This is a genomic window from Pseudomonas asuensis (assembly GCF_014646755.1).
GTDB lineage: Bacteria > Pseudomonadota > Gammaproteobacteria > Pseudomonadales > Pseudomonadaceae > Chryseomonas > Chryseomonas asuensis.
The window spans coordinates 272,844-286,976 of the sequence record NZ_BMNW01000004.1 but is presented as its reverse complement, the minus strand read 5'-3'; the positions used below and the strand labels follow the sequence as shown (position 1 = coordinate 286,976).

16 protein-coding genes are annotated in these 14,133 nt (G+C 57.7%); 7 read left to right on the top strand and 9 right to left on the bottom strand.

Annotation, left to right across the window (positions count from 1 at the left end; genetic code table 11):
* Window positions 1–79 precede the first annotated feature (79 nt).
* Complete coding sequence (gene gmk / locus IEX86_RS10845) at window positions 80–709, bottom strand: guanylate kinase (protein WP_188866135.1); 630 nt, start codon at window positions 707–709, stop codon at window positions 80–82.
* 10 nt (window positions 710–719) lie between these two features.
* Window positions 720–1,583 (bottom strand): YicC/YloC family endoribonuclease, encoded by an 864-nt coding sequence (locus IEX86_RS10840; protein ID WP_188866134.1) that lies wholly within the window; start codon window positions 1,581–1,583, stop codon window positions 720–722.
* A gap of 189 nt (window positions 1,584–1,772) precedes the next feature.
* Here IEX86_RS10840 and rph point away from each other — a divergent pair, with 189 nt between their 5' ends.
* Both rph and IEX86_RS10830 read left to right on the top strand, forming a co-directional pair.
* Window positions 1,773–2,492: a ribonuclease PH gene (rph, locus tag IEX86_RS10835; RefSeq protein ID WP_188866133.1), complete on the top strand. Its 720-nt coding sequence runs from the start codon at window positions 1,773–1,775 to the stop codon at window positions 2,490–2,492.
* Between the two features lie 14 nt (window positions 2,493–2,506).
* Window positions 2,507–2,869 carry a DUF4870 domain-containing protein gene (locus IEX86_RS10830; RefSeq protein ID WP_188866132.1) on the top strand — a complete coding sequence of 121 codons (363 nt, stop codon included), beginning with the start codon at window positions 2,507–2,509 and terminating at the stop codon, window positions 2,867–2,869.
* Between the two features lie 48 nt (window positions 2,870–2,917).
* Here IEX86_RS10830 and crc read toward each other — a convergent pair whose 3' ends face one another.
* The gene (gene crc / locus IEX86_RS10825; protein ID WP_188866131.1) at window positions 2,918–3,697 is read right to left on the bottom strand and encodes a catabolite repression control protein Crc; all 780 of its coding nucleotides are present in this window, start codon (window positions 3,695–3,697) and stop codon (window positions 2,918–2,920) included.
* Window positions 3,698–3,779: 82 nt separating this feature from the next.
* Between crc and pyrE the strand changes: the two genes are divergently transcribed.
* On the top strand, window positions 3,780–4,421 hold the full coding sequence (gene pyrE / locus IEX86_RS10820) for an orotate phosphoribosyltransferase (protein ID WP_188866130.1): 642 nt from the start codon (window positions 3,780–3,782) through the stop codon (window positions 4,419–4,421).
* A 24-nt stretch (window positions 4,422–4,445) separates the two neighbouring features.
* Window positions 4,446–5,045: a DUF4124 domain-containing protein gene (locus IEX86_RS10815; RefSeq protein WP_373290420.1), complete on the top strand. Its 600-nt coding sequence runs from the start codon at window positions 4,446–4,448 to the stop codon at window positions 5,043–5,045.
* 36 nt (window positions 5,046–5,081) lie between these two features.
* Here IEX86_RS10815 and argB read toward each other — a convergent pair whose 3' ends face one another.
* From argB to coaBC, 4 genes are all read right to left on the bottom strand, one after another.
* A complete protein-coding gene (gene argB / locus IEX86_RS10810) occupies window positions 5,082–5,984 on the bottom strand; it encodes an acetylglutamate kinase (protein ID WP_188866128.1) in 903 nt (300 codons plus the stop codon).
* A gap of 65 nt (window positions 5,985–6,049) precedes the next feature.
* Entirely contained in the window at window positions 6,050–7,444 is a 1,395-nt protein-coding gene (algC, locus tag IEX86_RS25665) for a phosphomannomutase/phosphoglucomutase (protein WP_195826191.1), read from the bottom strand.
* 1,193 nt (window positions 7,445–8,637) lie between these two features.
* On the bottom strand, window positions 8,638–9,093 hold the full coding sequence (dut, locus tag IEX86_RS10800; RefSeq protein ID WP_188866126.1) for a dUTP diphosphatase: 456 nt from the start codon (window positions 9,091–9,093) through the stop codon (window positions 8,638–8,640).
* On the bottom strand, window positions 9,086–10,306 hold the full coding sequence (gene coaBC, locus IEX86_RS10795; protein ID WP_188866125.1) for a bifunctional phosphopantothenoylcysteine decarboxylase/phosphopantothenate--cysteine ligase CoaBC: 1,221 nt from the start codon (window positions 10,304–10,306) through the stop codon (window positions 9,086–9,088). The genes dut and coaBC overlap by 8 nt, the downstream gene beginning before the upstream one ends.
* Window positions 10,307–10,482: 176 nt before the next feature.
* Between coaBC and radC the strand changes: the two genes are divergently transcribed.
* The gene (radC, locus tag IEX86_RS10790) at window positions 10,483–11,157 is read left to right on the top strand and encodes a RadC family protein (RefSeq protein ID WP_188866124.1); all 675 of its coding nucleotides are present in this window, start codon (window positions 10,483–10,485) and stop codon (window positions 11,155–11,157) included.
* 50 nt (window positions 11,158–11,207) lie between these two features.
* Here the strand turns inward: radC and IEX86_RS10785 are convergent, their stop codons facing one another.
* Window positions 11,208–12,785 carry an ABC transporter substrate-binding protein gene (locus IEX86_RS10785; RefSeq protein WP_188866123.1) on the bottom strand — a complete coding sequence of 526 codons (1,578 nt, stop codon included), beginning with the start codon at window positions 12,783–12,785 and terminating at the stop codon, window positions 11,208–11,210.
* A gap of 350 nt (window positions 12,786–13,135) precedes the next feature.
* On the opposite strand from IEX86_RS10785, the gene rpmB reads away from it, so the two are divergent.
* Both rpmB and rpmG read left to right on the top strand, forming a co-directional pair.
* Window positions 13,136–13,372, top strand: a complete 237-nt coding sequence (gene rpmB / locus IEX86_RS10780; RefSeq protein ID WP_010796458.1) for a 50S ribosomal protein L28 — start codon at window positions 13,136–13,138, stop codon at window positions 13,370–13,372.
* 11 nt (window positions 13,373–13,383) lie between these two features.
* Window positions 13,384–13,539, top strand: a complete 156-nt coding sequence (rpmG, locus tag IEX86_RS10775; protein WP_010796459.1) for a 50S ribosomal protein L33 — start codon at window positions 13,384–13,386, stop codon at window positions 13,537–13,539.
* A 110-nt stretch (window positions 13,540–13,649) separates the two neighbouring features.
* On the opposite strand, the gene IEX86_RS10770 is transcribed toward rpmG, so the two are convergent.
* Window positions 13,650–14,048 (bottom strand): YkgJ family cysteine cluster protein, encoded by a 399-nt coding sequence (locus IEX86_RS10770; protein ID WP_188866122.1) that lies wholly within the window; start codon window positions 14,046–14,048, stop codon window positions 13,650–13,652.
* Window positions 14,049–14,133: the final 85 nt, after the last annotated feature.

Genomic DNA, 14,133 nt, shown 5'->3' with positions numbered 1-14,133 from the left:
TCCTCGTGACAAGTGATCCCGAAGCGGGAGGACTGTGTAGTCTAAAAAATTGGTGGTACTTAGGGAAGTGCCGTTTGGCTCATGACCGCTGGATCAGGAGCTTTTCGAGCAATTCGTTGTGTCGGCGTTGCTGGCGATCCAGACGCAGCTGTCTGGCACGGAAAACAGATTTGAGGTCTTCCAGCGCCGAGGCAAAGTCGTCATTGATGATCAGGTAGTCATATTCGACATAGTGACTCATCTCACTGACCGCTTCGCGCATGCGTCGCTCGATTATGTCATGGCTGTCCTGCCCGCGATTGTTTAATCGCTGGCGTAGCGCTTCCTGGCTGGGAGGCAGAATGAAAATGGACTGAGCGTGGGGCATCTTGCGGCGCACCTGTTGAGCACCCTGCCAATCGATCTCAAGGATCAGGTCATGACCTTCGGCGAGAGTCTGCTCCAGCTGGCGCTGCGATGTGCCGTAGTAATTGCCAAAGACTTCAGCATGCTCCAGAAAGTCGCCATGTTCCAGCAGACCCTGGAAGGTCGAGACATCCACAAAGTGGTAGTTCACGCCGTCTACCTCCCCCGGGCGCATGGCGCGCGTGGTGTGGGAGACGGATACACGGACTTCAGGCAGGGCATCGAGCAGGGCCTTGACCAAGCTGGTCTTGCCTGCACCCGAGGGCGCCGAAACGATGTAAAGGGTGCCAGGAAGGGCTGTCATAGTGAATGGCCTATTCGATGTTCTGCACTTGTTCGCGCATTTGTTCTATCAGTACTTTGAGATTGACCGCGGCCTGCGTAGAGCGCGGGTCAAAGGCTTTTGAGCCTAGGGTATTGGCTTCGCGGTTGAGTTCCTGCATCAGGAAGTCCAGACGACGACCGGCGGCACCACCCGTCTTGAGCACACGGCTGACCTCGCCCACGTGAGTGCTCAGGCGGTCCAGCTCTTCGGCTACGTCACTTTTCTGGGCCAGCATGACCAGCTCCTGCTCAAGCCGCTGCGGATCGGCTTCAAGGCTCAGCTCGGCAAAGCGGTCGAGAATCTTTTGGCGCTGCGCGGCAAGCATTCCGGGAATCAGCTCGCGAAGCGCCGCAACTTCTACCCGTATGGCCTGCAAACGCTCTTCGATCAGCCGGGCCAGCTCAACGCCTTCACGGTTACGGCCAGCCTTCAGCTCGTCCAATGCAGCCGTGAACAGGGCTTTTGCCTCGGCATTCAGAGCCTGTGGGTCGGCGTTCTGGGAGACCAGTACACCGGGCCAGCTCAGGACGGTCATCGGGTCGATCAGGGCAGGTTGACTGATCATGGACGACAGGCGTTCGGCTGCAGCAATCAGTTGGCCCGCACGCTGTTCATCAATTTGTAGGCTGGGTGCGGCATTCTCTTCGCTGAAACGCAGGGTGCATTCCACCTTGCCACGTGACAGGCCCTGGCGCAGCGCCTCGCGGACACTGCCCTCCAGGTCACGGAACGCCTCAGGCAAACGCAGGTGCGGCTCAAGGTAGCGATGATTGACCGAGCGCAACTCCCAGCTCAGCGTACCGTACACACCCGCGCGTTCAACGCGGGCGAAGGCCGTCATGCTATGCACCATGGAATGTCCTCGCTTAGGCAGTGCGGGAATACTCGGCAACGGTCACGGAAACGTTTTCGCTGCAGAGCGGTCCGCAAAAAAGAAGTAAGTCTACCCCAGCCTGACGGCGGGCCCAACGTAGTGATGTCGCATCATCCTCTATGGGGCCTATAATGACGACCAGTTTTCTCCTGCAACAGGTATCCCTACATGAATCGTCCGAGTGGTCGCGCTGCCGACCAGTTACGCGAGATCCGCATCACCCGTCACTACACCAAGCATGCTGAAGGTTCGGTTCTGGTGGAGTTCGGTGACACCAAAGTGATCTGCACGGTCAGCGTTGAGGCCGGTGTGCCGCGCTTCCTGAAGGGCAAGGGTCAAGGCTGGCTGACAGCCGAATACGGCATGCTGCCACGGGCAACCGGCGAACGTACCCAGCGTGAAGCCTCTCGTGGCAAGCAAGGTGGCCGTACCTTGGAGATCCAGCGTCTGATCGGTCGCTCGCTGCGTGCAGCAGTAGATCTGACCAAGCTGGGCGAGAATACTCTGTACATCGACTGCGATGTTATCCAGGCTGATGGCGGTACCCGCACGGCTTCGGTAACAGGTGCCTGCGTGGCGCTGGTTGATGCCCTGGCGGCGCTCAAGAAGCGTAGCGGCCTCAAGGGCAATCCGCTCAAGCAGATGGTTGCCGCAGTCTCTGTAGGTATCTATCAGGGCGCACCGGTGCTGGATCTGGACTACCTTGAAGATTCCACTGCCGAAACAGACCTGAACGTGATCATGACTGATGCCGGTGGCTTCATTGAGGTCCAGGGCACCGCTGAAGGCGCACCCTTCCAGCCTGAAGAGTTCAACGCCATGCTGGCGCTGGCTCAGAAAGGCATCAAGGATCTGTTCGAGATACAAAAGGCCGTTTTGGCCGACTGACCTGACGAGGGCGTATGAACGAACTACAGCAAGTTCCCAGTGCAGAGGCGCGCCGTTGGGCCATGCTCTGCCACTACTCGGCGTTTCTGTGGTTCGTGGCGCCCATGATCGGCAATGTCATCGGACCGCTTGTCATCTGGCAGTTCAAGCGCGAGACAGATCCTTTCATTGATGACCAAGGCAAGGAAGCGCTCAACTTTCAGCTCACCATTACCGTGGCGACTCTGCTCTGTTGGTTGCTCGCCTGGGTACTGATCGGGTTTCCCCTGATGGTGCTTGTTGGTGTCTGGGGTTTTGTGCTGACGGTTATCGCAGGTCTCAAGGCCAACAAGGGCCGCCCTTACCGGTATCCCTTCTGCTGGCGACCTGTTGTCTGAGCCATAGGCAATAAAAAACCGGCCCCAGGGCCGGTTTTTTATTCATCATCAGATGCTGAGCGCCCAATCGTAATCGATCATCAGCGGAGCATGCTGAGAGAAGCGCGGCTGCCGAGGCAGACGTGCCGAGCGTACGAATCGACGCAGGCCTGGTGTCAGGATCTGGTAGTCGAAGCGCCAGCCCAGGTTCAGGTGCTCGGCCTGCTCGCTGTCCGGCCACCAGCTGAATTGGTCGCCGTCGCGGCTGATCTCGCGCAGGGCGTCTACATAGCCCATATTGCCGATCACTTCGTCCATCCAGGCCCGCTCAGGTGCTAAAAAGCCCGGCATTTGCTGACATTCGCGCCAGTTCTTCACATCGATCTTCTGATGTGCGACGTAGAGCGAACCGCAATAGATGTACTCGCGACGCTTGCGGCGCTGCTTGTTCAGGTAATTAGTGAAGTCGTCCATGAACTTGAACTTGTGGTTCAGCTCATCATCACCACCCATGCCCGAAGGCAGAAGCAGCGTGGCAATACTCACTTTGTCAAAATCGGCTTGCAGGTAGCGTCCGTAACGATCTGCAGTCTCAAAACCCAGGCCGCTAATGACCGCTTTGGGCTGGAGCTTGCTATACAGCGCAACACCGCCCTGGCTAGGTACCTCGGCGTCGCAGGCATAGAGGAAGTAGCCATCCAGTTGGTAGGCAGGGTCTTCCAGATCGAAGGCAGAGGCGCGGGTGTCCTGCAAGCAGATCACGTCGGCATTCTGGGCTTGTAGCCAATTGAGCAACCCTCGCTCAACGGCAGCCTGAATACCATTCACGTTCATACTAATGATCCGCATAAATGGCCCCCAAAAAATCGTGGATGTATGATACCCGAGCTCAAACGCTTTAGCTAAATTCATGCCGCCCGGGATTTTCGTAATGCAGGCGTATCAACGCAATTTCATTCGTTTTGCTATCGAGCGCGGAGTTCTGCGCTTCGGTGAATTCACATTGAAGTCCGGACGTGTTAGTCCGTACTTTTTCAATGCCGGTCTGTTCAACAGCGGAAACGCCTTGGCTCAGCTAGGACGTTTCTACGCCGCTGCGGTCACAGATTCAGGCCTTAATTTCGACGTATTGTTCGGTCCGGCCTATAAAGGGATTCCGTTGGCTGCCGCTACAGCAGTTGCGCTGGCCGAAGAACATGGTCGTGATGTGCCCTGGTGTTTCAACCGCAAGGAGGCCAAGGACCACGGTGAAGGAGGCATGCTGGTAGGTGCGCCATTGGCGGGTCGAGTGCTGATTGTCGACGATGTCATCACTGCCGGTACTGCAATCCGCGAGGTGATGCAGATCATCCAGGCACAAGGTGCTACGCCTGCTGGCGTATTGATTGCATTGAATCGTCAGGAGCGCGGTAAGGGTGAGCTGTCGGCCATTCAGGAAGTCGAGCGAGACTTTGGAATGCCAGTCGTCAGTATCGTGGCCCTGGATCAGGTACTGGAGTATCTGGCCGGTGACACTGAGCTGAAGCAGCATTTGCCGGCGGTTGAAGCCTACCGCGCGAATTACGGTATCTGAACTGACGTATGAGGCGAGATGGCGGTGGCAAGAATAAAAAAGGCGGTGCTTGGGAGCGCCCTGATTTTACTGACAAGTAGTGTTCTGGCTGCTGAGCCCACCACCATCCAGCTGTATCGCTATGTGGATCGTAACGGCGTGACCGTGATCGATCGGCAGGGCGTTCCGGCCGAGTATGCAGGTAAGGGGTACGACATCCTTAACGAGCAGGGACGCGTCATGAAGGTCGTGCCCCCTGCCCCGCCCGCTGAAGAAATTCTCCGACGAGCGGCAGCCAAGCAGCAGGCTCAAGCCGATACGAAACTGCTCAGGCTGTACAGCAGCGTAGCGGACGTCGACCGTGCCAAGACGCGCAAGCTCAATGAGCTGGACGGCTTGGCGGCGGTCAAACGTGGAAATCTTCAGGCCCTCAACCAGCAGCGCGACGCGCTCATGAGTCAGGCGGCTGGCTACCAGCGTGGAGGTCAGGCTGTGCCGGATGATCTGCTTCAGCGCATCGAGTCGCTCAAGGGTGAAGAGCATCGCCTGCAAGGTGAGCTGGATCGCTACATCAAGGATCGCCAGACGGCAGAAGTCAATTTCAATGCGGATCGCGCCCGGATCGTACAGTTGCTGGGTGAATAAGCCACTCAAAAAACGGGGTCTGAGCCCCGTTTTCATTTACAGCTGCTGATTGGTAATCAGGGTTCCAACACCAATATCGGTAAAGATCTCAAGCAGCACGGCATTGGGTACGCGGCCATCAATGATGTGGGCACTCTGCACCCCACCCTGCACGGCTTCCAGAGCGCAGCGAATCTTGGGCAGCATGCCTCCATAAATAGTGCCGTCAGCAATGAGCCTGTTTACCTGCTCTGTGGTCAATCCGGTCAGAACCTGACCTTCTTTGTCCATCAAACCGGCAATATTTGTGAGAAGCATCAACTTTTCAGCCTTGAGCGCTTCAGCCACTTTGCCTGCTACCAGGTCAGCGTTGATGTTGTAGGACTCCCCGTTTGCGCCCACGCCGATAGGGGCGATAACAGGGATGAAATCGCCTGATACCAGCATGTTCAGCAGCTCGGTATTTACACCGCTGACTTCGCCGACCTGACCAATATCAATAATTTCCGGCTTGGTCATCTCAGGCGTCTGGCGCGAGACGGTAAGCTTGGTCGCCCGGATCAGATTGGCATCCTTACCGGTCAAGCCAATGGCACGACCGCCATGACGGTTGATCAGGTTGACGATATCTTTGTTCACCTGGCCGCCCAGAACCATTTCCACTACATCCATGGTCTGGCTGTCAGTGACGCGCATGCCGTCGATGAAGTTGCTTTCGATACTAAGACGCTTGAGCAGATCACCGATCTGCGGGCCGCCGCCATGTACCACGACCGGGTTTATTCCCACGGCCTTCATCAATACGATGTCACGGGCAAAGCCTGCCTTGAGCTCATCGCTTTCCATGGCGTTGCCGCCGTATTTGATTACCAGCGTCTTGCCGACAAAACGGCGAATATAGGGCAGCGCTTCGGAAAGCACTTGGGCGACATGCGAGGCATCATCGCGGCTCAGGGTCATGGCGTACTCCTCAGGTCGATAAAAATAAAGGGCGCCTGGGCGCCCTTTATTCTGCGGTTCGAATGTTAGAACGGCAGGTTCAGGTCAGGCTGAACGGCAAGCAGCTGCTTGCGGAAGACATCCTTGATACGGTCCAGCTCTTCTTGGGTCTCAGCCTCGAAGCGCAGCACCAGTACCGGCGTGGTGTTGGACGCGCGGACCAGACCCCAGCCTTCTTGATAGTCAACACGCACGCCGTCCAGTGTAGTGATCTGTGCGTCACCCCACTTGGCATCGCGCTGCAGGGCATCGATGATGCCGAACTTGCCCTCTTCGGTCACCTGGATATTGATCTCGGGTGTAGAGATGTCTACCGGGAAGGTATCGAAGACCTGCTGTGCAGTGCCTTTCTCCTGGCTCAGGATCTCGAGCAGACGCACGGCGCTGTAGATGCCATCGTCAAAGCCATACCAGCGCTCTTTGAAGAACACGTGACCGCTCATCTCGCCTGCCAGCAGCGCGCCGGTTTCCTTCATCTTCTTCTTGATGAGGGAGTGACCGGTTTTCCACATGATCGGACGACCGCCGTAGCCGGCAATCAGGTTGTTCAGGCGGCGGGTGCACTTGACGTCAAAGATGATATCGGCGCCCGGATTACGGGAAACCACATCCTTGGCGAACAGCATCAGCAGCTGGTCTGGATAGATAATGTTGCCTTCGTTGGTCACGACACCTACGCGGTCGCCATCGCCATCAAAGGCCAGACCCAGGTCGGCGCCGGTTTCCTTGACCTTGGCGATCAGGTCTTCCAGGTTTTCGGGCTTGCCCGGATCCGGATGGTGGTTCGGGAAGTTGCCGTCAACGTCGCAGAACAGCGGGATAACCGTGCAGCCCAGGGCTTCGATCAGTTGGGGTGCAACCACACCGGCTACGCCGTTGCCGCAGTCAACCACGACTTTCAGCTTCTTGGCCAGGACGATGTCGTTCTTGATCTGGTCGAAATAGCGCTCCAGGACGTCCACTTTCTCAACGGTGCCCTGCCCGGTTGCAACGTCGCCGGTCTCGATGCGCTCGCGCAGGCGCTGAATGCTTTCGTTGGCCAGGGTCTCACCGGCAATCACGATCTTGAAACCATTGTAATCCGGCGGGTTGTGGCTACCCGTGAGCATTACACCGGACTTGCCGGCCAGAACGTTGGCCGCGTAGTACAGGACAGGCGTAGGCACCATGCCGATGTCACTGACGGTTGCGCCGGTATCAGCGATACCCTTGATCAGCTGCTCGACCAGTTCCGGGCCGGACAAACGGCCATCACGGCCTACGGCTACGTTGGGCTCGTTACGGGCCAGACTTTCGGAGCCGATGGCACGGCCGATCCAGTAAGCGGTTTCCGGAGTCAGGGAGTCGCCCACTACGCCACGGATGTCGTAGGCGCGAAAAATACTGGTGTTGAGTTTCGGAGCTTGAACGGTGTTGCTCATTAGGGGTTTCTCCAATCCCAGGAGATCCTGGTCTTCGTCGAGGATATCGATATCGAGTATGTCGTCACTGCTTGGAAACATCGGGTCTGTATACGACGCGCTGCCTTGCTTGGCCAACGCCGTTACGGTCGCCTCTGCAGGCGCCGTGACCGAAGCGGTTACCTCGGTGGATTTCGGCGGTGGCCCGACCAGTGCCTGTGTCAAGGGTTCTAGTTGTGAGAACCGCAAAACAGGCCGTTTGGCCACAAGACCGCTAACAAGTTCCTGATGAAAACGGGAGAGACTGCACACATCGTCAACAAGACGCCGGTTTAGGGTCCGCTGTAACAGCAGAAGCCCTAGCCCGGCCCCTGCAAGCGACAGAATTAGCGCCGCTGGTAATGTCCAGAATGGCCAACTGGCAGCAAATGCTGTAGCAGGTGCCACTTCGAGCGTCCAAAGGGGGTTGTTGGTCTTGAAGGCATGTGCCTCGGCGTCAGCCGGTATCCCTCCTTCGGCCAGCCGTTGGGGGGCTACCTGGTTGAAACGCTGGGTCAATTGCCAATGACCGGCCTCCATGGGCATGCCGGCAAGGCCGCTTAACAGCACGCGCAGATCCTGCACCAATAGAACCGTACCCACGACGCGGTTATCAGCCGAGGTGACAGGGGCTGCCGTATACACGAGCCATTTCTGGCCAACCCGATATGCCTCTGATCCCGCAGGCTGCCCTGAGCTGACGCGACGCACCAGGTCTAGAGCGGCGAAGTTCAACGGGCCTGGACGTGCTTCATTCGGTTGGCTGGCGTTCTGGCGGACCAGATGGGCATCAATCAAGCCGCCGTGCTGAAGAATCTGTTCAGCCGATGATCGTAGGTCCTCGTTGGGCTGGGTCAGTGCCTGGACCACCATAGGTTCAATAGCCGTTGCGCGGGCGCGGTTTTCCAGCTGGCTCAGGGCCTGGCTTACGGCCGCTGCCTGCCCCTGCCCCCACGCTTGGGTCAATTGCGACTGGGACGTCTGTTGCAGTGGCTCAATGGCGAGGTTCCACAGCAGGCCCAGTCCCAGGAGGGAGCCGGCCAGTGCAGGTAGAAGACTGGGTAGCAGAGAGACATTCTTGTTCTTTTCTTGGGCGGGGCCTTGGGGTGTGGCCTTGCGCTTGGTGTTTTTCAATGCAGCACCTCGTTTCTGTCCCTGAAAAGCCGGCTCGGCTGTCAGCGAGTACCGGAGTGGCCGAAACCGCCTGAGCCTCGCTCGGTTTCTTCGAACTCGTCTACCAGTTTGAACTGGGCCTGGACGACGGGGACCAGCATAAGCTGGGCAATGCGCTCACCCACGGTAATGGTGAATGTGGTCTGGCCACGGTTCCAGCATGAGACCATCAGTTCACCCTGATAATCCGAGTCGATCAACCCAACAAGGTTGCCTAACACAATCCCGTGCTTGTGGCCCAGGCCCGAGCGCGGCAAGACAAGGGCGGCAAGGCCCGGGTCAGCGATGTAAATGGAAAGGCCGGTAGGAATCAGCACTGTCTGGCCCGGCTCCAGTGTGATGTCTTCCTTGAGCATCGCGCGCAGGTCGAGCCCGGCAGAGCCGGACGTTGCGTAGGCTGGCAAGGGGAAGTCAGTGCCGAGGCGGGGATCGAGAATCTTGGCTTGAAGGTTATGCATGAGTCTGCGCTTGTTTGAGTCGGTTGGCGATAAAGTCGATCAGCTGGCGGGCGATCTTGCCCTTGCTGGTCTGGGCGAAGCGGGTTTCCTGCAGGTCACGATCAATGACGCTGACTGCGTTGTCTTCGCTGTTGAAGCCAATGGCGGGGTTGGCGACATCGTTGGCGACGATGAGGTCGAGGTTCTTGTCCATTAGCTTGCGCGAGGCGTAATCGAGCAGATGCTCGGTCTCGGCAGCAAAGCCTACGCTGAACGGGCGGTCGGAGCGGCGCGCCAGCGTGGCCAGGATATCTGGATTGCGTACCATCTGAAGCAGTAGTCCATCACCGCTAGAGGGGTCTTTCTTGAGCTTGTGCGGAGCAATGACTTCCGGACGGTAATCGGCCACGGCTGCAGCGGCGATCAATACATCACAGGGCATGGCGGCCTCGCAGGCGGCAAGCATGTCGCGGGCACTGACAACATCCACCCGGCTGACCCGATCAGGCGTAGGCAAGTGGACAGGGCCGGTTACCAGCGTGACTCGGGCGCCCGCTTCCACTGCCGCCTCGGCCAGGGCAAAGCCCATTTTTCCGGAGCTGTGATTGGTGATGTAACGAACCGGATCAATGTTTTCCTGCGTAGGGCCTGCGGTAATCAGCATGTGCTGACCCGTCAGGCTCTGACGCGCGAAACAGTCGGCGGCAAGCTGCGCCAGATCATCCGGTTCAAGCATCCGCCCCATACCGACGTCACCACAGGCCTGGCTGCCGGAAGCTGGGCCAAAAAGCCTGAAGCCACGGCTTTTCAGCAATTCGGTATTGGCCAGGGTGGCTGGATCGCGCCACATGGCCTGGTTCATAGCCGGGGCCAGCGCCACAGGCGCATCGGTTGCCAGCACGACTGTGGTCAACAGGTCATTGGCGACGCCCTGGCTCAGGCGAGCCATCAAATCGGCCGTGGCTGGTGCGATCAGTACAAGGTCTGCCCAGCGCGCCAGCTCAATGTGCCCCATGGCTGCTTCGGCCGCCGGATCGAGCAGGTCAAGGTGCACCGGATGGCCTGACAGGGCCTGAAGGGTCAGGGGCGTAATGAATTCGCGACCGCCCTGGGTCATGATGACCCGAACTTCCGCGCCATAGGTGCGCAAGCGGCGCACCAGCTCGGCACTCTTGTATGCGGCGATTCCGCCGCCGACGCCAAGCACGATGCGTTTACGATAAAGCCGTTGCATGAGCCTGCCTTATGTTGAGCCTGACTGGCCCGGAGGCCGGTTACAGGAGCTTTTTATGACGGATATCGCGTCTGAGCGAACGGTAGTCGATAAGCCGTTCGCCAGGCAAAAAGTGCGGCTAAGATAGCACAGCGCCCGCCATGGAGTAGCGGGCCGATATCGACAAGGAGCGTTCCATGAGTATTCGTGACTGGCCTGCCCAAGAGCGGCCCCGGGAGAAGTTATTGGAGCAGGGCGCCGGCGCCCTGACGGATGCCGAGTTGCTGGCCATTTTCTTGCGTACCGGAGTAGCCGGCAAGAGCGCGGTGGACCTGGCGCGCCACTTGCTGCAGGAATTCGGCAGTCTGCGGACGCTTCTCGAAGCTGATCTGACCTCGTTTAGTGCACATCTGGGCCTGGGGCCAGCCAAATTCACCCAGCTACAAGCCGTGCTGGAGATGGGCCGCCGCCATCTGGCCGAACGTCTGCGGCGCGATTCCGCCCTGGAAAGCCCGCAGGCTGTTAAAGATTACTTGAAGGCCCGCCTGCGGCATGAGCCCCATGAAATCTTTGGGTGTCTGTTTCTGGACGCCAAACACCGTGTCCTGGCCTTTGAGGCACTGTTTCATGGGACTATCGATGGGGCTAGCGTCTATCCGCGACAGGTCGTCAAGCGTGCCCTGGCCCACAACGCGGCGGCCCTCATCCTGACCCACAACCACCCTTCCGGCATAGCCGAGCCCAGTCAGTCGGATCGCGTCCTGACTCAACGGCTAAAGGAAGCGCTTTCATTGATCGATGTACGAGTGCTTGATCACTTCATCGTGGGCGAAGGCGAGCCTCTGTCCATGGCTGAGTATGGATGGCTGTAGAAGCATTGGGGCGGCAGGCTATTGCGCGACGCAAGCCTGCCGCCCTCGCCTCATCGGCTGACGCTGACCTTGGAGAAGTCCTGGCGGCCAAAGGGGTTGGCCTGATAGCCCTCTACGCCCTGGCGGGTCAGGACCGAGACAGTGGGGTGAGCCAGCGGTAGCCATAGGGCCTGATCATGAATGATCTGCTGGGCCGTGTGATAACGCTTGGTGCGTTCAGCTTGATTGGCAACGGTCTTGCCTTCGCGGATAGCCGTATCCAGCGTCTGGTCACAGAAGCGGGCAAAGTTGAGGCCCGATTTGACGGAGGCGCACGAGAATTGCGGTGTCAGGTAGTTATCCGGATCGCCATTGTCACCGGCCCAGCCCATGAACAACAGGTCATGTTCACCGTTTTTGGCGCGACGGATCAACTCGCCCCATTCAATCACGCGGATATCGGCCTTGATGCCGATCTTGGCGAGGTCCGCCTGCAGCATCTGCGCGCCCAAGCTAGGGTTGGGATTCAGCAGGCTGCCGCTTGGGCGTGTCCAAATTGTCGTACTGAAACCGTCCTTCTGCCCCGCCTCAGCCAGCAATGCCTTGGCTTTATCTGGATCGTAAGAGTAAGCCGTAATGTCTTTTGCATAGCCCCAGGTAGTGGGCGGATAGATGCCATCGGCCGGTGTGGCGCTATTCTCGAACACGGCCTTCACATAGTTCTTTTTGTCGAACGCCAGGTTGATGGCCTGTCGGACCTTGAGGTTATCAAGGGGTGGATGCTGGGTGTTGATGCCTACGAACGCGGTCATGAATGCTGGCGTCTGGACAACCTTCAGGGTCGAATCCTTCTGCGCATCGGTGACATCCTGCGGTTTGGGCGAGAGTGCAACCTGACACTCGCCACGCTTGATGCGCTGCATGCGGACAGCCGCATCGGGCGTGATGGCATAGATCAGGTTATCCACCTTGGGCTTGCCGCCAAAGTAGGTGGCATTGGCCTCATAACGGATAACCGCATCTTTCTGAAAGCGGTGAAGGACAAATGGACCGGTGCCGATAGGTTCGCTGTTGAGCTGTTCGGGTTTACCGGCCTTGAGCAGCTGATCGGCATACTCGGCGGAATAGATCGAAGCAAACCCCATGCTCAGGGTGGGCAGGAAGGTTGCGTCCGGGTGGTTCAGGATGATGCGTACTTGATGGTCACCCACCTTTTCCACTGACTTGATCAAGTCAGGCCATTGCATGGACTGCGCGTGAGGATAGCCGCCTTTTGCAACCCCATGCCAAGGGTGTTTAGGATCAAGCATGCGCTCAAAGCTGAACACTACGTCGTCCGCACTGAGGTTCCGGCTCGGCTTGAAGTAGTCCGTTTGGTGAAACTTCACATCCGAGCGTAGCGTAAACTCGTAGGTCAGGCCGTCTTCGGAGACCTGCCAGCGCTCGGCAAGGCTTGGAACAAGCTCGCCGCGTGTCGGATCAAACTCCACCAGTCGGTTCATCAGAACATCTGCTGAAGCATTCGTCGTGGTCAAAGAGTTATACTGCACGACATCGAAGCCGTCGGGACTCGCATCGGTACAGACGCTCAACGTAGCGGCCTGGGCCAGCAGGGGCGCGAACAGCAATGGCAAAGCAGCAAAGCGCATGGAGTGCTCCTTCTGATTGAGTAGGTGGCCGTCCATGGAGCTCATGGTGCCAGGGGTCTACGCTAGACCACTGTGCCGTTCATCTCAATGCAATTTCGCGACGAGTGGTTGTGCGCTTTTGTACTTTGCAGCTACGGTGCAGTATCTATGCGGTCTTCAACTGGTCGGCTCGACTAGGTATATCCTTGATACATCAAGGCTCTTCTGGTATAAAACAGCGCTCTTTTTTCGGGGCATGGCTCTGTGAGTGTTGCAGAAAAGCCGACACCGCCCCGACTAAACGGAATTTTCAAACGATTCAAGCGGCCAACCCATGCCGGGTTTGGCATGTGGTTTATGAGGGCTGAGGCATGTCTAGAGTCTGTCAAGTGACCGGTAAGGGTCCGGTTACTGGGAACAATGTTTCCCACGCTAACAACAAAACCCGTCGTCGTTTCCTGCCGAATCTGCACTACCATCGTTTCTGGGTTGAGTCCGAGAAGCGTTTCGTGCGTCTGCGCGTTTCTGCCAAGGGCATGCGTATCATCGACAAGCGCGGTATTGATACCGTACTGTCCGAGCTGCGCACTCGCGGCGAAAAATTCTAAGGAGCTTCATCATGCGTGAATTGATCCGTTTGGTGTCCAGTGCCGGTACCGGTCACTTCTACACCACCGACAAGAACAAGCGCACCAAGCCCGAAAAGATCGAAATTAAAAAATTCGATCCGGTTGTGCGTAAGCACGTGATGTACAAGGAAGCCAAGATCAAGTAATTGATCCTGTCTTTCGTGACCGCTTCGGCGGAATCACGGCACACAAAAAACCCAGCCTAACCGCTGGGTTTTTTGCTTTCTGGCGTGCTGAAAACCGTTGTGCTAGTCGCTTAGCTCTTGGGCTTGTAGGCGCAGTAGCCAGGGCGTGGACCGATCTGCGGGTGGTTGCGGCACGTGTCAGGGCGCTTGTCATAGATCGTGCATAGGCGGCTCTTGCGATCCAGATAGAGGCAATCATTATTCGCTAAGCGAGTTAGCGTAAAGATGCCACTTTTCTGGTTGAAGCGTTCGACGATACCTTCCTTCATGAGGCGTTTAGCAACATTCTTGGGCGGCTCACCTGCTTCAAATTCATCCACAACGCCAATGCGGATCAGGTCCTTGATACGAACCTCCACGGGGAGCGTGCAGCAGGTGGCCATGCACTCACGGCACAACCCTTTGTAGTATTTGGCCCAGGTATCTAGACGGTCGAGTTCGGCAGCAGCGACCAGTTGCGGCTTTTTCATTGATCAATCAGCAGGAGAAGCGGGGCGCGGATGATACCGGGCCTGCCGGGTGTTTGCTTGTCGAATGATCGACCAGAAAGACGGC